15 protein-coding genes, 1 tRNA gene and 2 pseudogenes are annotated in these 16,556 nt (G+C 66.0%); 8 read left to right on the top strand and 10 right to left on the bottom strand.

The features are described from left to right. Positions 1-53: 53 nt before the first annotated feature. Positions 54-1,025: pseudogene (locus GGR46_RS24100) on the top strand (recombinase family protein); the annotation flags it as partial. Positions 1,026-1,592: 567 nt separating this feature from the next. On the opposite strand, the gene GGR46_RS24095 reads toward GGR46_RS24100, so the two are convergent. From GGR46_RS24095 to GGR46_RS24080, 4 genes are all read right to left on the bottom strand, one after another. Continuing rightward, a tRNA-Trp gene (locus GGR46_RS24095) sits at positions 1,593-1,669 on the bottom strand. A gap of 102 nt (positions 1,670-1,771) precedes the next feature. Beyond that, positions 1,772-2,341, bottom strand: a complete 570-nt coding sequence (locus GGR46_RS24090) for an HdeD family acid-resistance protein (RefSeq protein WP_184000624.1) — start codon at positions 2,339-2,341, stop codon at positions 1,772-1,774. Positions 2,342-2,351: 10 nt separating this feature from the next. Beyond that, positions 2,352-3,074: a hypothetical protein gene (locus GGR46_RS24085; RefSeq protein ID WP_184000623.1), complete on the bottom strand. Its 723-nt coding sequence runs from the start codon at positions 3,072-3,074 to the stop codon at positions 2,352-2,354. Between the two features lie 216 nt (positions 3,075-3,290). After that, a complete protein-coding gene (locus GGR46_RS24080; RefSeq protein ID WP_184000622.1) occupies positions 3,291-5,654 on the bottom strand; it encodes an EAL domain-containing protein in 2,364 nt (787 codons plus the stop codon). 102 nt (positions 5,655-5,756) lie between these two features. On the opposite strand from GGR46_RS24080, the gene GGR46_RS24075 reads away from it, so the two are divergent. After that, positions 5,757-6,281, top strand: a complete 525-nt coding sequence (locus GGR46_RS24075; RefSeq protein WP_184000621.1) for a hypothetical protein — start codon at positions 5,757-5,759, stop codon at positions 6,279-6,281. 40 nt (positions 6,282-6,321) lie between these two features. On the opposite strand, the gene GGR46_RS24070 is transcribed toward GGR46_RS24075, so the two are convergent. Further along, the gene (locus GGR46_RS24070) at positions 6,322-7,689 is read right to left on the bottom strand and encodes an 8'-apo-carotenoid 13,14-cleaving dioxygenase (RefSeq protein WP_184000620.1); all 1,368 of its coding nucleotides are present in this window, start codon (positions 7,687-7,689) and stop codon (positions 6,322-6,324) included. Positions 7,690-7,732: 43 nt separating this feature from the next. On the opposite strand from GGR46_RS24070, the gene GGR46_RS24065 reads away from it, so the two are divergent. After that, positions 7,733-8,302 (top strand): TetR/AcrR family transcriptional regulator, encoded by a 570-nt coding sequence (locus GGR46_RS24065; RefSeq protein WP_184000619.1) that lies wholly within the window; start codon positions 7,733-7,735, stop codon positions 8,300-8,302. A 295-nt stretch (positions 8,303-8,597) separates the two neighbouring features. On the opposite strand, the gene GGR46_RS24060 is transcribed toward GGR46_RS24065, so the two are convergent. Continuing rightward, positions 8,598-10,370, bottom strand: a complete 1,773-nt coding sequence (locus GGR46_RS24060; RefSeq protein WP_184000618.1) for a fatty acyl-AMP ligase — start codon at positions 10,368-10,370, stop codon at positions 8,598-8,600. 120 nt (positions 10,371-10,490) lie between these two features. Between GGR46_RS24060 and GGR46_RS24055 the strand changes: the two genes are divergently transcribed. The 5 genes and pseudogenes from GGR46_RS24055 to GGR46_RS25895 form a co-directional block, all read left to right on the top strand. Further along, positions 10,491-11,027, top strand: a complete 537-nt coding sequence (locus tag GGR46_RS24055) for a regulatory protein RecX (RefSeq protein WP_184000617.1) — start codon at positions 10,491-10,493, stop codon at positions 11,025-11,027. A 72-nt stretch (positions 11,028-11,099) separates the two neighbouring features. Then, the gene (locus tag GGR46_RS24050; protein WP_184000616.1) at positions 11,100-11,684 is read left to right on the top strand and encodes a cold-shock protein; all 585 of its coding nucleotides are present in this window, start codon (positions 11,100-11,102) and stop codon (positions 11,682-11,684) included. 4 nt (positions 11,685-11,688) lie between these two features. Then, complete coding sequence (locus GGR46_RS24045) at positions 11,689-12,180, top strand: DUF192 domain-containing protein (protein ID WP_184000615.1); 492 nt, start codon at positions 11,689-11,691, stop codon at positions 12,178-12,180. Positions 12,181-12,237: 57 nt separating this feature from the next. Further along, entirely contained in the window at positions 12,238-12,630 is a 393-nt protein-coding gene (locus tag GGR46_RS24040) for an NADH:ubiquinone oxidoreductase subunit NDUFA12 (protein WP_184000614.1), read from the top strand. After that, positions 12,627-13,058: pseudogene (locus GGR46_RS25895) on the top strand (DUF2155 domain-containing protein); the annotation flags it as partial. The gene GGR46_RS24040 and the pseudogene GGR46_RS25895, both read left to right, overlap by 4 nt. A gap of 35 nt (positions 13,059-13,093) precedes the next feature. Here the strand turns inward: GGR46_RS25895 and aat are convergent. The 4 genes from aat to GGR46_RS24015 all read right to left on the bottom strand — a co-directional run bounded on the left by aat (position 13,094) and on the right by GGR46_RS24015 (position 16,536). Then, positions 13,094-13,849: a leucyl/phenylalanyl-tRNA--protein transferase gene (gene aat, locus GGR46_RS24030; protein WP_184000613.1), complete on the bottom strand. Its 756-nt coding sequence runs from the start codon at positions 13,847-13,849 to the stop codon at positions 13,094-13,096. After that, positions 13,846-14,571, bottom strand: a complete 726-nt coding sequence (locus tag GGR46_RS24025; protein ID WP_184000612.1) for an AAA family ATPase — start codon at positions 14,569-14,571, stop codon at positions 13,846-13,848. The genes aat and GGR46_RS24025 overlap by 4 nt, the downstream gene beginning before the upstream one ends. A gap of 89 nt (positions 14,572-14,660) precedes the next feature. Then, complete coding sequence (locus GGR46_RS24020) at positions 14,661-15,008, bottom strand: hypothetical protein (protein WP_343058343.1); 348 nt, start codon at positions 15,006-15,008, stop codon at positions 14,661-14,663. Between the two features lie 157 nt (positions 15,009-15,165). Further along, positions 15,166-16,536, bottom strand: a complete 1,371-nt coding sequence (locus GGR46_RS24015) for a Y-family DNA polymerase (protein WP_343058342.1) — start codon at positions 16,534-16,536, stop codon at positions 15,166-15,168. Between the last annotated feature and the right edge of the window lie 20 nt (positions 16,537-16,556).

Raw genomic sequence — 16,556 nt, 5'->3', positions numbered from 1 at the left:
AGCGGTGCCCTCACGCGTGTGCGGCTGGCGATCATGTCAGCGAGTATGCGTCCATGAAGCGAATGAAATCGAACCGCCGGCAACCGGTGCAGAAGTCCAAGCGCGCCGTGCTCTACGCGCGCGTGTCCTCGAAGGAGCAGGAGCGCGAAGGCTTCTCGGTTGAGTCACAGATCAAGCTCCTCAAAGCCTATGCCGAGGAGCAAGGCTATCGGATCGTCCGCGAGTATATCGACATCGAGACCGCCAAGGCGAGCGGGCGGACCTACTTCGGCGAGATGATCGCGTATCTCAGGAGCCATCCGGCGACGGACACGGTCTTGGTCGAGAAGACCGACCGCCTTTACCGCAACCTTCGCGACTGGGTGACGATCGACGATCTCGATCTCAGCATCCATTTCGTGAAGGAGAACATCGTTCTCGCGCCCGACTCGCGCTCCTCGGAGAAGTTCCTGCACGGCATCAAGGTGCTGATGGCCAAGAACTATATCGACAATCTCTCCGAAGAGGTCCGCAAGGGGATGCTGGAGAAGGCGGAGCAGGGGATCTGGCCGTCCGTAGCGCCAACGGGCTATCGCAATGTCCTCGGCTCGAACGGCAAGCGGGTGATCGAGGTCGAGCCCGACACGGGCCCGCGCGTGACCCGGCTCTTCGAGTGGTACTCGACCGGGATGTATTCGCTGAAACAAGCCGCTGCCCGTGCGCGGGCGGATGGAATGACTTTCCGGGGCAGCGCCAAGCCGATCAGCACGAGCAGCGTCCATAAGATCCTGCGCTCGCGCATCTACACCGGCGAGTTCGAGTGGATCGGCAAGCGTTATCAGGGCTCCCATGAGCCCTTGGTGTCGATCGAGACCTGGGAGCGAGTCCAAGGCGTCCTTGACGGGCGCCATACCGCTCGCGTTCGGGGCATCGAGAAGGACTTCCTGTTCACCGGCATGATCAGCTGCGGCCATTGCGGCTGCGCGTTGGTCGGCGACATCAAGAAGGAGAAATACATCTACTATCGCTGCAGCCACGCTAAGGGGAAGTGCCCGGAGCCCTATGTGCGCGAGGAGGTATTGCTCGAGCAGATCGGCGACATGCTCGATCGCGTGTCGCTTTCGCCGGAGATGTTCCAGTGGTTGCGGAACGCGCTCCGGGAGAGCTTCACGGAAGTGCGTACCGATCACGACACGGCGGTGGCGCGGCTCACCAGGGAGCGGGAGCGCCTTCGCGAGCGTCTCGGGCAGGTCTACATGGACAATCTCGATGGCCGCATCGAGGACGAGATTTATGCGGCGCTCACGGCGCAGTTCCGGGATCAGGAGCGCAAGGTCGCCAAGGAACTCGAGCGGCGGCATGAGGCCGATCTGAGCTACTTCGACGATGGAATCGCATTGCTGTCGGTTGCGCAGGATTCGAAGCGTCGGTTCCTCGAGGCCGATTTAGCGGCCAAAAAACACGTGCTTTCGGTGGTACTTTCGAACTGTTCGTTTCGGGATCGAAAGCTTTCGGCGGAGTACCGTAAGCCCTTTGATATCCTTGTGGAAAATACACCGCACGAAGGCGCCGCCGAAAAGGGCGGACGCGGCAAAAAAGCCAAAAATGCGAAGTGGCAGGGGCGCTCGGATTCGAACCGAGGGCCTTCGGTTTTGGAGACCGACGCTCTAACCAGCTGAGCTACGCCCCTGTGCGGACGGTGCGTTTAGCGTGGCATATCCGACTGGGCAAGGGTGCTGCGAACGGAAATTTGCCGATTGAGGGCGCCGGGCCGGCCGGCGCCCCCATCGGTTCAGGCATGGACCGGGCGATGCGCCAGGTGCCGGGCGACGTCGCGCAGCCGCCAGGCAAAGGCGATCGTGGCGATGCCGCCCACCATCAGGCTCACCCCGGCCAGCGTCGCCACCAGGAACAGGTCTCCCGCGGCGAAGCCCAGGAAGAACAGCATGGCCAGCAGCAGGTCGAGCACGCCGGTGGCGAACAGGGCGGCGCGCTCGTGGCGCACCTGGCGGCCGGTGAACAGCTTCGCCGCACCACTCAGCGCCAGCCAGACGCCGATCGCCCAGAGCGCTGCCAGCGCACCCGCAAAGGGGTGCACCAGCACGACGAACCCGGCGGCGACCGAGAGGACGCCGAGGATCGCATCGAGCCCGTGCCCGCGCATCCGCATGGTGCGCAGCGCGGTCAGGATGCCGAACACGCCCGAGGCGATCAGCGCCCAGGCGAGATACACGCCCAGGGTGAAGCTGCTCGCGAAGGGGTAGAATATCGCGAGCACGCCCAGCGTGATCAGCAATGCGCCGAGCAGTGCCTGCCAGGCCCAGGTCCGGCTGCGCCAGCGCAGCGTTTCGAAGCTGGTCATCGCCGCCTCCTCAGTTCTTGAAGTCATAGGGGATGGCGAGGTCGCCCAGTGCCGCGCCGCGCTCGGAGGTGATCGTCGCGTCGAAGCTGACATGCTTCACCGAGGGCGAGACGTGCTGGAAATAGAGCCAGCCCTCGAGCGAACCGCCCGGATCGAGCACGCCTTCCGGAAGCACGTTCTTGCGCATCGCATCGGTAGGCAGCTGGACCTCGGCCTGGCCGAAGGCGCGGTCATAATAGTCCCAGCCATAGGGGCCGGCATAGCCGAAGCCGCCGCGATACCAGCGCATGCCCGGATAGAGGCCGGCATAATAGGGCGCGACGCGGAAGCGGTTGTAGAAGAAGCCCGGGCGGCCGATCGGCGCATAGCCCGACAGCGGCAGGCTGGTCGTGACGGTGCTGTCGATCTTGTAGAGCGGCAGTGCGGCATAGGTGCCGCCGCTCGGATCGGCGAGCTTGAAGTCGGCATAGCGGATACGCACCGGGGTGCTGCCATTGTTGGTGATCCGCACCTTCATCGGCGTCACCGCGCTCTCGATGTCGACGATTCCGGGAAAGTCGGGCGTCATGGTGACGATGCTGACGTCGGCGGCACTGGCGGTGGCGCCGCCGCCGGCCGCGGGGATCGCGTCCGCTGCCGGGCGGAGCGTGTCGGCGCAGGCGGAGAGGGCGAGGGCGGTGCCGGCGAGCAGCAGCAGTGCGGCGGTACGGCGAGATCCGGAACGATAGGTCATGTCGGGCTTCCCTGATTGCGTGGCTGTCGCTTCCGCGGAACGGCCAGGGGCAGGGCCGGGCGGAAGCGACAGCGGCAATCTGGTCGCGCGGCGGTCCTCGGAAAATCATACCAAGAGCTGGCCATACCTTTGGCTGGCCTCCCGGGGACGCCGACAAGACGAAGCCCGCCGCGGGCGGTCCGCGACGGGCTCCGGAAAGGACAGGGAGGGGCGGGGTCAGGCCGCGGCGCTGGCGCCCTGTTGCGGCTGGATGGCCAGCGCGCGCGCTTCCTGCACGGGCAGCGGGCGGCCGAAATAATAGCCCTGCACCTTGGTGCAGCCGAGCTGCTGGACCATGAGGTGCTCCTCCTCGGTCTCGACGCCCTCGGCCGTGGTCGCCATGCCCAGGCTGTCGGCCAGCGCCACCACGGCGCGGATGATCGCGATCGCTTCCTTGGTGCCCTTGGACGCGCCCTGCACGAAGCTGCGGTCGATCTTGATCGTGCTGAACCGGGTATGGGCCAGATAGCCGAGCGAGGAATAGCCGGTGCCGAAATCGTCCAGGCTCAGCTTCACGCCCAGCTCGAGCACCCGCTCCAGCACATGGATCGCCTGGGTGCCCTCGCGCATGAACACGCTTTCGGTCACTTCCAGCTCGAGCCGCTCGGCCGGCAGGCCCGATTGGGAGAGCGCCTGGGCGACCATCGTGGCGAAGGCCGGGGAGTGGAGCTGCTCGGGGCTGACGTTCACCGCCACCCGCACGTTCGAGTCCCACTTCGCCGCCTCGGCGCAGGCGGTGCGCAGCACCCATTCTCCGATCTGCGGGATCAGCCGCGCATCCTCGGCCAGCGGCACGAACTTGGCGGGGGAGATCACGCCGAACTCGGGATGCGTCCAGCGCAGCAGCGCCTCGAAGCCCATCAGTCCGCCCGTCGCGGCGCTCACCACCGGCTGGTAGTTGAGGTGCATCTCGCCATTCTCGACCGCGCTGCGCAGCGCGATCTCGAGCACGCGGCGTTCCTCGGCCGCCATGTGGAGCTGCGGCTCATAGCAATGGAAGGCGCCGCCGCCGGTATCCTTGGAGCGATAGAGGGCCAGGTCGGCCGAACGGATCAGCATCTCGGCGGTGCGGCCGTCGCGCGGGCCGACGGCGAGACCCACCGAGGCGCCGATGAACAGCGTGTTCTGGTCGATCTCATAGGGGCGCGAGACAGTGTCGATGATCGCTTGGGCCAGCCGCTCGAGCGCCGCCGTGTCGGTCGCGTCGCGCACCACCACGGCGAATTCGTCGCCGCCCAGGCGCCCGATCATCTCGTTCTCGGTCATCAGCTGCTTCAGCCGCTCGGAAACGCGCATCAGCAGCCGGTCGCCCACCGGGTGGCCCAGCGTGTCGTTCACCGCCTTGAAGCGATCGAGATCGATCATCATGAAGGCGCAGCGCGAGCCCCATTTCTCCGCCTCGCCCATCGCCCGCGCCAGCGTCTCGTTGAGTAGCAGGCGGTTGGGCAGGCCGGTCAGCGTGTCGAAGCGCGCCATCTTGCTGATCTGGTCGGCGGACTTGCGCGCCTCGGTCACGTCGGAGCCGACGCCGCGGAAGCCGATGAACATGCCGGCATCGTCATAGCGCGGGCTGGCGGACATCTCCCACCAGCGCTCCTCGCCATGGACGATCACCGGGAGCAGAAGGTCGTGGAACGGCTCGCGCGTCTTCAGCCTCTCGGCGAGGTCGCGCAGGCCGGCGGCGAAATTGCCGTCTTCCCAGGTCTGCCCGGCCAGCACCTGGAGGAAGGGCATGCCGTTGATCGCCTTGGGATCGACGCCCAGCGACTTGGAGAAGCGCGGATTGGCGCGCGCCACGCGGCGCTGCGCGTCGATTTCCCACAGCCAGTCGGCCTCCCCGTTACGCTCGCCTTCGCGCAGGAGCAGGCTGAGCGTCTCGTCTCGCTCGGCGATTGCGATCTCGCCGGCGCGGATCACGACGAGCGCCTTGCCCCGCGCGAAGGTCGCCATGACGAGCAGCACGGTGAAGAGGGTGGAGGCCGCTGCGAGCATCGGCGAAGCGATCAGCGACAGGGTGACGGCCAGCGCGGCACCTACGATCGAGATGAAGGTGATGGTGGCGAGCGGCAGCGCGGCCATCGCCACGGCGCCCGCGGTCATCAGCAGCGACAGGACGATCCACATGCCGAGTGCGGCATCGGCATCGACCAGATGGCCGAATGCGAGCGGCGCGATCGACCAGGCCGCGCCCAGCGCGACGCCGTCTAGCACTGTGTCGCGCACATCGCCCAGCGTGGCGGTGGTCGCTTCCCGGTGGCGCTTGGCAAGGCGGCGAAAGGCCACTGCGGCGCCCGAGGCGGCGACGATCGCGCTCCAGCTGGCCAGCTGCCACAGCGGCACCAGCGGCGAGAGGATCATGGTGATGAGCGAGGCGCCGATCACATTGGCGGCGAGCATGAACAGCGCCAGCTGGCTGCCGGCGTGGAGCTGGGCGGCGCGGATCGGCCCCCAGTCGGTGGTGTCCGCCGGGTCGTACAGGCCCAGAAGCGCACGCGCATCGATGCGCGGCCGGGCGAATTGGGATGTCGTCTGGCTGTTCACCCGGAGGGTGTAGCCCAGCGCTGGTTAGCGAGTGGTTAGAGTCCTTTAGCGCTTTCCGAATTTTATCTAGAATAGCGGATCGAATTTCTGGGGGAGGGGCTAATGATTTGGCTGCTGATTGCGATAGTTGTTGGGTTGGCTTTGGTTCTATTAACCTGTGCCGCCAGCAAGAGCTCCAGAAAGAGCCGCATGGACAAGATCGCCACGATCGCTCAGTCCGTTGGTATAGCAGCAAGCCTCTTCATTTTCGGTTTGCAGGAATGTCAAAGAGAATTCAGCGAGAAGGAAAAGAGTGATCAGGCGATCGCGCAGATATTGCTGACTTCATATGATCCTGGTGCCGTCGACGAGGCCTTTGGAGCTTTGAAATTGGCTGAGGGTCCTGATTTATCCGAATCGGTTCGAGCGGAATTCAATGGCAAGGCCAAGACCCTCACCAGTTACTTTTGGGCTGTAGATAGGTGCGTGACCACAAAACTATGTGCGAACGATCTCGCAAAGAAAACATTCTGCGAAGATTTTCGGCGATACGAAAATGCCCTTGCTCGTGTGAATGGCATTCAGGCCATGCAACGGGAGCTGAAGTTCTTCGAGGCGATGCGAAGCTGTCCGGGATCCCAGGGTTAAGCTCGTTGGCATTTGAGTGATCGCGGGACCGGTTTCGCTCTCACCCCGCGATCCAGTTCCCATGGAACCCAGGCGGCACGCGGTGCGGCAGCCGCACGCTCGCCACCGGCGGGCCCTCGAAGTCGCGGGCGTCGAGGATCACCAGGTCGGTCGTCTCGTGCGGCAGGTCGATCACCAGCCCGATCAGCCAGCCTTCGTCCTCGCCGGCATCGGGCGCGGCGGGCACGAAGACGAATTCACCCGGATGCCGGCCCTCGCCGAATTCGTGCACCTGACGGGTGCCCGCCTCGAGGTCGTGCTTGTAGAGCCGCGTGCCCGAGATCGCGAACCGCTCCTCCGCCAGCGCTATTGTATAGACATAACGATAGGGCTGGCCGAACAGCCGCTCGTCGGGGCGCGGGAATTCCTGGGGAGACGCGTCGAGCATGTGCCGTTCGGCGGTGCGCGCCACCGGATCGAGGATGAAGCGCTCCAGCCCGCGCGGATTCTGGTCTGGCCCGCCCGGCTCGCCGGCGAACATGCTGTCATAGGTCACCGCATCCAGCACCACCCGGCCATCGGGCAGGTCATATGCGTTGGCGGTGTGGAAGATGTAGCAGCGCTCGATCTCGATCCAGATCGTATCGTCGCCGCGTCCGTCGCGGGTCAGTAGGCCGATCCGGGCGCGATGCTCGGGGTTCCAGCGATAGGGATAGCGGGTGCCCCGCATCGCCTCGGCCAGCGAAAAGGTCACCGGCAGGTCCATCACCACCGCATAGCGCGCAGTGAAGGCGCAGTCGTGGATCGACGGGCCATGCTCCACCGTGATCGGCTCCTCGCGCACCACCTTGCCCTCGGGCGAGATCACGACGTGATGCACCAGGTTCGGCACCATCGCGGCATAGGTGATCGCATGCTGCTCGCCGGTCAGCGGATCGCGGTGGGGATGGGCGGTGAAGGTGCCGGCCAGCGTGCCGCCGAAATCGGAATAGGCCTGGGTCTCCATGTCGCGCGACAGCGCCACCGGCGTGCTGCCGGCCTCGACCAGAGCGAGGATTTCGCCGCCGATCTCCAGCACATTGGTGTTCACCGTGTCGAAGCGGCCATGGCGCGGTCCGGGGGCGGGGGCCTCGCCCAGCGCTGCGGCGGCCGGGGTCGAGCGGATCCAGCGGTTGCGGTACCAACGCGCCTTGCCGTCTTCGATCGCCAGGCCGTGAACCATGCCGTCGCCGATGAACCAGTGATAGCCTTGGGGATCGGGCTTCACCGGATTGGGGCCGATGCGCATATACTGCCCGTTCAGTGCCGGGGGGATGGTGCCGGTGACGGGAAGGTCGGTAAGGGTCAGCTCCGCGCGCATCGGCGTGTGGATGCCGGTGAGGAAGGGGTGATCGGTCGTGTCGTCGAGCAATTCGGTCACGCTTGCCATTGCCGCCTCCTGGCTTATGTTTACAGCGTTCACATAACGGGCAATGGTAACAGTGTCAACATCTGGGGCCGGCAAGGCCTATCATCATGGCGATCTGCGCGCGGCGGCGATCGAGGCCGGGCTCAAGCTGCTCGAGACGCGCACCGCCGACGACCTTGGCCTGCGCGAGATCGCGCGCACCGTCGGGGTCAGCGCGACGGCGCTCTACCGGCACTTCCCGGACAAGAAGGCGCTGATGACGGCGCTGGCGGGGGAGGGGCTGCGGCGCCTGTCCGACGTGCAGCACGAAGCGGCCGAGCGTGCCGGCGGCGGCAAGGCGGGCTTCGCGGCAACGGGCGCGGCCTATGTCCGCTTCGCGCTCGCCAATCCCGCGTTGTTCCGGCTGATCTTCGCCAATCCAGACATGGATTCCTCGGCGCTGTCGCACGAGGACGGCGCGATGGCGTTCCTCAAGGAAAATGCCCGCGCCGCGGCCGCCGAGCATGGCGGCGACGCCGAGGTGATCGTCTTCCATGCCTGGTCCTGTGCCCATGGCCTGGCGATGCTGATGCTCGACAAGCAGATTCCGGCCGACGACGCGATCATCGATCGGGTGGTCGGGGGGAAGTGGTGAGGGCTGGCTAGTTCCCCTCCCCAGCAGGGAGGGGAGATGGTCACTTGCAATGTAGGATTTCGCCTGCTTGGCTCGAAACGCCATGCGAAACCTCAGTCAGATACTTGAATCTGTTGGAAAAATAGGATCGTGCTGCGCAATGTTCTTGCGTGGCGCCCTTGTCGCATGCGCGATCGATACGCGCGCGGGGGAAGAACCGGGGCGGCGTAGTGTAAACTTCGGAAACTTCGGGCGCGCGCTCGGGGCCCGTTTGTGTAGGGATCCCCCTCCCCGAAGGGAGGGGAATCGCCTCGCCTTACGCGGCGAGCGCGTAGGGCTTGATCTCACCGTTGAGGTAGAGGTTGCGGGCCTTCGCACGCGAAAGCTTGCCGGAGCTGGTGCGCGGCAGGGTGCGCGGCGGCACCAGCTCGATCACGCAGTTCATGCCGGTCACCGAGCGGACGCGCTCGCGGATCTCGTCGCGCAGGCGCAGGCGCTCGGCCTCGTCCGAGGTGCGGCACTGGACCAGCACCGCCGGCGTCTCTTCGCCGCCCGGGGTGGTGATCGCAAAGGCGGCAACGTCACCCTGCTTGAACGCCGGCAGCTGCTCCACGGCCCATTCGATATCCTGGGGCCAGTGGTTCTTGCCGTTGATGATGATCATGTCCTTGGCGCGGCCGACGATGTAGATGTAGCCGTCGCTCATGTAGCCCATGTCGCCGGTGTCGAGCCAACCGTCCTTCAGGCAGGCGTCGGTCGATTCCTGGTCGCGGAAATAACCGACCATCACGCTCGGGCCCTTGCACCAGACCTTGCCGATCGCCTTTTCGGGAAGCGGCGTGCCGTCCTCCTCGCGGATCTCGATCGTCATGTCGCGCGCCGGAACGCCGCAATTGACGATCGCGCGGAAGCGCTGCGGGCGGTCGCCGCGGGCGGTGTCGCCGCCCGAGAGCTGGGTCTCCTCGACCAGCTCGACCACGATGCCTTCGCCCGGCGGCATGATCGAGACGGCCAGCGTCGCCTCGGCCAAGCCATAGCTCGGCAGGAAGGCGGAGGCCTTGAAGCCGGCATCGGCGAAGGCGTCGACGAACGACTGCATCACGTCCGGACGGATCATGTCGGCGCCGTTGCCGGCGACGCGCCAGCGGCTCAGGTCGAAGCGGTCGCTGGCCTTGGTCTGGCTCGACATGCGGCGGGCGCAGATGTCGTAGCCGAAGGTCGGCGAATAGCTGAGCGTGCTGCCCTGGTTGCGGCTGATGAGGTCGAGCCAGGCGAGCGGGCGCCGGGCGAAGTCCTCGGTCTTCAGATAATCGGTCGAGACCTGGTTGGCGACGACCGACAGGAAGCAGCCGACCAGGCCCATGTCATGGTACCAGGGCAGCCACGAGACGCAGCGGTCGCCCGTGGTCACGTTCATGCCGTGGCTGTGCGCGGCCAGGTTGTTGAGCAGCGCGTGATGGGTGATCACCACGCCGTGCGGGAAGCGCGTCGAGCCGCTCGAATATTGCAGATAGGCGATGTCCTCGCCCTTCGACTCGGGCAGCGTTGTCGGTGCCGCGTCACGCTGGCCGAATTCGGCCCAGTCCAGGCCCGGCACGTTGCGGCCGCGCGCCGCTTCCGCGCACATCGCGCCGATCTCGGGCGGGTAGAACAGCATGCTCGGGTCGCAGCTCTGCAGCTGGACGGTCAGCTGGTCGATGTACGACTGGGCGCCGCCGAAGCTGGTCGGCAGCGGCAGCGGCACCGGCCAGGCGCCGGCATAGACGCAGCCGAAGAAGAGCGAGGCGAACTCGGTGCCCGTCTCCGCGATCAGCGCGATGCGATCGCCGGGCTTCACGCCGGCGGCGACCAGGCGATAGGCCTGGTTCAGCGCGTCGGCACGCAGCTCCGCGAAGGTATAGGGGCGCACGAGGTTGCCGCGCGCGTCGTGAAAGTTGAGCCCGCGTATGCCCTGGGCGGCATAGTCGAGCGCTTCGCCAAGCGTTTCAAAGTCCGCAAGGCGACGCGGCAGGCTGTCATCGGTAGGCGTGGGCGCGAGCGTTCCCGCTTCCCTTTCAGCCTCTAGCGATCCCGTAACGTCCAATACCATTCTTTATTCCGTGCCCCTGCGTGGTAGCCAACGTCGTGCCCCCACGACGAATTTTTGAGGCTAGCCTCTGCTACGCACTGTCGTTCAAAATCGGTTGCCACTGTGGCACAATCATGGCGCATGCCTGACCCGAGACGCCCCCTGCCACCGCTGAATAGCGCCGATCTGGAGCGTTTCGCGCTCCGCTATGTCGAACGTTACGCCACGACAAGGGCCAAACTTGCCGCCTATCTGTCCCGAAAATTGCGGGAGCGGGGCTGGGACGGCGAAAAATCGCCCGATCCCGAAGGCTTGGCGGAGCGGATGGCCGGGCTCGGCTATGTCAATGATCGGCTCTATGCCGAATCCAAGGCCGGGGCGATGGCGCGGCGGGGGCTGGGTGCCCGCCGGGTGCGCGAGGCACTGCGCTTCGCCGGTATCGAGGAAGAGGATGCCGCGGCGCTGATCCCCTCGATCGAGGAGGCCGAGGTGTCGAGCGCGATCGCCTTCGCGAAGCGCAAGCGGATCGGTCCCTTCGGGCGCGAAATGGCCGAACGGCCGCTCCAGGAGAAGCAGATGGCGGCGATGATCCGGGCCGGCCATGCGCCGGCGCTGGCCCGGGCGATCGTGCGGATGGCGCCCGGGGATGATCCGGAGGCCACACTTGCCCCAAGTTGAAACCAGCCGGTCACAAAGGCAATTCCATATGGAAAATACTATGTTAAGGTAACCCTCCGGGGGAACAGGAAAATGCGTGCTGACCAACAGGTTGCGCAGAACGACTATACAGACGCGCCGAACTTGGACGGGGGGATTGGCGAGGATCGGACGGAAGAAGGTCAGGTCTTTGCCGGTGTCGTGAAGTGGTTCGATGTAACGCGTGGCTTTGGCTTTCTCGTGGCTGACGACGTCGCCGTGGGCGACATCTTGATTCATTTTACCGTGTTGCAGGATCATGGCCGGCGCTCGCTGCCCGAGGGGGCTCGGGTGGAGTGCACGGCGGTCAAGCGCCAGCGGGGCCTGCAGGCGAAGGAGATCCTCTCGATCGACCTCAGCGAGGCGGTCGAGGCGCCGAAGCGTCCAGCCGATCGGGTCGATCGGCTGCGGATGATCGATTCGGCGGGTCCGTTCGAGCCGGTCACGGTGAAATGGTTCAATCGCCTCAAGGGCTATGGATTCCTCGTGCGCGACTCCGACTCGGCCGATATATTCGTCCATATGGAGACGCTGCGCCGCGCCGAGATCGAGGAGGTCGAACCCGGCCAGCCGTTCGTCGCGCGCATCGTCGATGGCGAAAAAGGACCGCTCGCGGTGGCGGTCGAAAGGACCAGCTGAGACAATGAAGTTCGTGCGTGGGTTGGGAGCGGCACTCGCCGCTTCGGTGTTGCTCGTCCCGGCCGCGGCGCTGAGCGCCAAGGAATCCGGTCCGGTGCCGGTGCAGGTGGCGAAGAAGACCGAAGTCACGGTCGATAGCGCCAGTGGCCCGCACGTCTTCCATGTCGAGCTGGCCCGCACCACCGAGGAGCAGGAGCGGGGGCTGATGTTCCGTACCAACATACCCCAGGATGGCGGCATGCTCTTCACGCCCTATCCGGCCGAGGGCGCGCCGCGCGAGGCGAGCTTCTGGATGAAGAACACGCCGACTGCGCTCGACATCCTCTTCATCCGCGGGGACGGCACCATCGCCCGTATCGGCGAGAATGCGGCTCCCTTCTCCGAGGACAATGTGAAGTCGGGCGAGCCGGTGGCGGCGGTGCTCGAGATCAACGCCGGTCTCGCGGCGAAGCTCGGCATCAAGGCGGGCGACAAGGTGCGCTGGGCGAAGCAGTAATCGCTGGGCGAAGCAGTAATCATTGCCTCGCCCCGCGCTCCTCGCTAATCGGCGGCCATGGGTCTCAATCTCAATCCCTTCACCTGGTGGAACGGCGCCACCTTCGGCACCTGGATGGGCCTGCGCGGCAAGGCGCGTGTGGGCGAGGACAATCTGGGCAACGTCTATTATGAGGGCGGCCAGGACCCCAACGGCATTCCACGCCGCTGGGTGATCTACAGCGGCTCGAACGATGCGAGCCGCGTGCCGCCCGAATGGTTCAGCTGGCTGCACCACCAGATCGATTCGGCGCCCGACCAGGCGCTCCCCGCGCCCAAGTCCTGGGAAATCCCGGCCGAGCCGAACCTGACCGGCTCGCAGCTCGCCTATCGCCCGAGCGGCGCGCTGGAAAAGGGCGGGCACCGCGCCCGCGCCACCGGCGACTATGAGGCCTGGACCCCCGGCGCATGACCGTGCGCCGCGCCGGAGCTGCCGCGGCGGGGTTGTTGCTCGCCCTCGGTGCATGCTCGGGCGGCGGTAGCGGGCCGACGAACAACACGGCTTCGGATCAGATCGTCACCACCGGCGACTCGGGCGGCCGGGCGGCCGACGTGATCACCGTCGATCGTGACGGCAAGGCGATCGAGGATGCCTCGGCGACGCCGATGAAGGATCGTGTCGCGGTGCTCGGCATCCTGAACAAGCGCAATGGCGAAGCCCGCGAATTCAAGATGAAGCCGGGCCAGGCCGTGCGAATCGGCGATGTGATCGTCCGCCTCAAGGCCTGCGACAAGACCGCGCCCTGGGAAGCGGACCAGCTGACCGGCGCCTTTGTTCAGGTCGATGTGCTCGAAGTCGACAAGAAGTGGCACCGCGTTCATTCGGGCTGGCTGTTCGCCGAGCGGCCGGCGCTCAACGTCGTGCAGCACCCGATCTACGATGTGTGGCCCAAGAGCTGCGCGATGACCTTCCGTGACAGTGGACCGGACACCGTGCCGGCGCCCGCGGCGGGCGGCAGCGGATCGGGCAACGCGTCCAGCGCGAAGAAGTCGCCATCGACCGAAGGCGCTCCGACCGAGAGCCCGGCGGCCGAATCGCCCAGCGCACCGGCCAGTAACGCGACATAGTCGTCCCGCGGGATCTCGATCGCGCCGAGAGTCGAGAGATGCTCGGTGATGAACTGGCAATCCAATAGCGTGAACCCGCCGGCCTGCAGCCGCGCGACCAGGTGCGCGAAGGCGACCTTGGAGGCGTTGGGCACGCGGGTGACCATCGATTCGCCGAAGAACGCGCGGCCGAGCGCCAGGCCGTAGAGCCCGCCGGCCAGCGTCTCGCCGTCCCAGCACTCGACCGAATGGGCGAAGCCGCGGCGGTGCAGCTCGAGGAAGACTCGCTCGATCGGTCCGTTGATCCAGGTATCCGGCCGGTCGGCGGCGCTTTCGGCGCAGAGCTGGATGATCCGTTCGAACGCGGCATCGACGGTCAGGCGGAAGCGGCCAGACTGGATGACCTTGCGGAGCGAGCGGGAGAAGTGGAAGCCGTCCAGTGGCAGGACGCCGCGCAGCTTGGGCTCGACCCAATAGACGCTGGCCGCGGTGCGGTGGTCGGCCATGGGGAAGACGCCCATGGCATAGGCGCGCAGCACCAGGTCGGGATCGAGTTCCTGCTGGGGCGGCTGGGCCCGGCTCAACGCTTCTTGCCCGCCAGCCGGCGCTCGATCGCCTGCCACAGCGTGGCAAAGGCCTGGGCGCCGGGGCTGCGCGGCGCGAAGCTGCCGACGGCTGCACGGCGAACGCTCATCGACTCGACGATGCTGGCCATTGGGATCACCGGCCAGTCGGGGTGCGCGGCCACGGCTTCGGCGTGCAGTTTCCGCCGGCGATCGACCATCGCATGCACCGGCATCAGCGGCACCTTGCCGCCCAGATGCGCCGAGACTTCCTCGAAGGCACGGGTGGAGAGCGGGGAGGGGATCACCGGCACGACGATCAGGTCGGCGGCGCGCATCACCTGCTCGCTGGTCTCGGTGAGGCCCGGCGGGCAATCGAGCAGCATCCGGTCATAGGCCTTGTCGAGCTCGCCCAGCAGCTTGGCCAGCCGCTTCTTCTTGTCGAGCTCGTGGAAGACCAGGTCGAGGCCGCGCAGCGAGGTGTCGGCGCCGATCAGGTCGAGCCGCTCGATCCCGGTGTGCTGGACCAGCTTGGTGGGGGCGACGTCCTTGGTGAAGATCGCCTGGGCCTGGTCGCGGGTCTTGCCATGCGGTTCGAGCAGGAAGGTGGAGGCGGCCTGGGGATCGAGGTCCCAGAGCAGGGTGCGGCGTGCCGAGAGCGTGGCGGAGGCCCAGGCCAGGTTGACCGCCATGGTCGTCTTACCGACGCCGCCCTTGAGGCTGTAGATCGCGACCGTTGCCACCTGGATTCGCTCCCTTCCGCTTCAAGCCTTGCATGAAAAAGGGCCGGCGGGAATGCCCGCCGGCCCTTGTTGGATACTCTGTACTGCGATCAGCCGTGGCAGGCGCGCGAGCCCTTGCCCGGAACTTCGATCGTTGCGTTCTTGGCGTTGCCGGTGACCTTGAAGCCGCCATCGGCGACGAAGGGCTGGCCAGCTTCCGGCGCCTTGAGCATGGTGCCCGGGCCGTCCTTGGTTTCCTTGATCAGGACCTGCTTGGCGCCCTTGTAGAAATCGGCGAACACGACGCTGTTGTCCTTGCAGCGCATCGAGACCGAGGTCTCGATCGACGGCGGCAGCTCCACCTTGGGAGCGTTCTTCAGCGCTTCGGCCTGGGGATCGGGCGCGGTGCCAGACACTTCCTCAGGCTTGTTCTCACAGGCCGCGAGCGAAAGGAGCACGGCGGCGGCGGCAAAAAAGGGGGCTTTCTTCATAACGGGCGGGAGCTTTCGTTCACCAAGAAAGAATCGTCAAGCGATTCGTGTTATAGAGTTACATTACGATTGTGCGTTGCAGCATGACATCCGTAATGTTGCGATACGATGACAGACACCGATGTCATTCATGGAATTCACTCATTTCTGGAATACGTCCAAAAGCGATCTTTGTGCCTACTCGGTCGATTCTGCCGCCATGCAGCGGTCCGACCGACACGGCATTTCGCCCGAACTTCTGGTTAATCCGGTCCATCGCGCGGCTGAGCGAGAGCGTGCGGGTCTCCCGGGCGAGCGGATCGTCGGGATCGAGCGCGGCGAACAGCGAGCCTTGCTCGCCCTCCACGGCCTCGATCTCGCACAAGGTCACCCCGACCATGCGCAGGCGGAATCCGCCCCGGCGGTTGCGTCCCGCCTCGGCCAGGCGCGGAAAGAGCTGATCGAGCGCATGGAGCACGACGAAGCTGTCCTGCGTCGCCGGCAGCCGGATCGAGGCGCGCCAGTTCGACTTGTCGTCCTCGAACTTGCCGTGGAGCACCAGCAGGCAGGCGCGATAGCCCTTGCGGCGCAACCGGCTGGCCGCCTTAAGCGCGAGGCGGCGCGCAGTGAGGCGGGTGGGCTCCAATCCGCGCTTGCCGGGCGACAGGACATGGCTGTGCCCGATCGTGCGACTCTGCGTCGGCTTGTCGGGCAGCTCGACGCCGTGCAGCAGATACCAGAGCCGATCGCCATTGACGCCGCCCCAGGCATTGCCGGCATCGCGTGGGCGGCGCGCGCAATATTGGCGGATGTCGAGGATGCCGTCCTGCGCCAGGCGCTTCTCCATCTTGGCGCCGATGCCGGCGATGTCGAGCAGCCGAAGCCCGAACAGGCAATCGGGCAGTCGTTCGGCGGTGAGCACCACCAGCCCGTCGGGCTTCTGCATGTCCGAGGCGAGCTTGGCGAGCAGGCGGTTGGGCGCGATGCCGACCGAGCTGGTCAGGCATTCGCCGACCTGCGCGCGGATGCTGGCCTTGATCCGGTGGGCGAGGGCGACCGCCGCTTCGGCGCCGTTCTCATTGTCGAGCAACCGGCAGGCGACCTCGTCGATCGAGCAGACATGGGTGACGGGGACATGCTTCCAGATCTCGGCCAGGATCGCCTCGTGGAACTCGACATATTTCTCGTGCCGGGCGGGGGTGATCAGCAGGTCGCGGCACAGGCGCTTTGCTTCCCAGACCGGGGTGCCGGTGGAGATGCCGTATTTCTTGGCCTGGACCGAGGCGGCGATGGCAACGGTGGTGTCGCTGTCGACCGGCGCAACGATCACCGGGCGCCCGCGCAGGGCCGGGTTCAGCTGCTGCTCGACGCTGGCGAAATAGGAGTTGAGATCGAGATAGAGCCAGCGCAGCGGCCGGGGTGGAAAGGCCAGAATCGGGGCTGGAAGTTCACTAAGTTCACGACATCCACGCGCGAGACCATCCGCGCTCGTTCCCGGACACGGCGCGCCGCCCACGGAATCATGGGGTGGATATG

The organism is Sphingomonas kyeonggiensis, from assembly GCF_014196745.1.
GTDB lineage: Bacteria > Pseudomonadota > Alphaproteobacteria > Sphingomonadales > Sphingomonadaceae > Sphingomonas > Sphingomonas kyeonggiensis.
The sequence above is the reverse complement of the archived record's forward strand: the minus strand, read 5'-3'. Positions and strand labels throughout refer to the sequence as shown.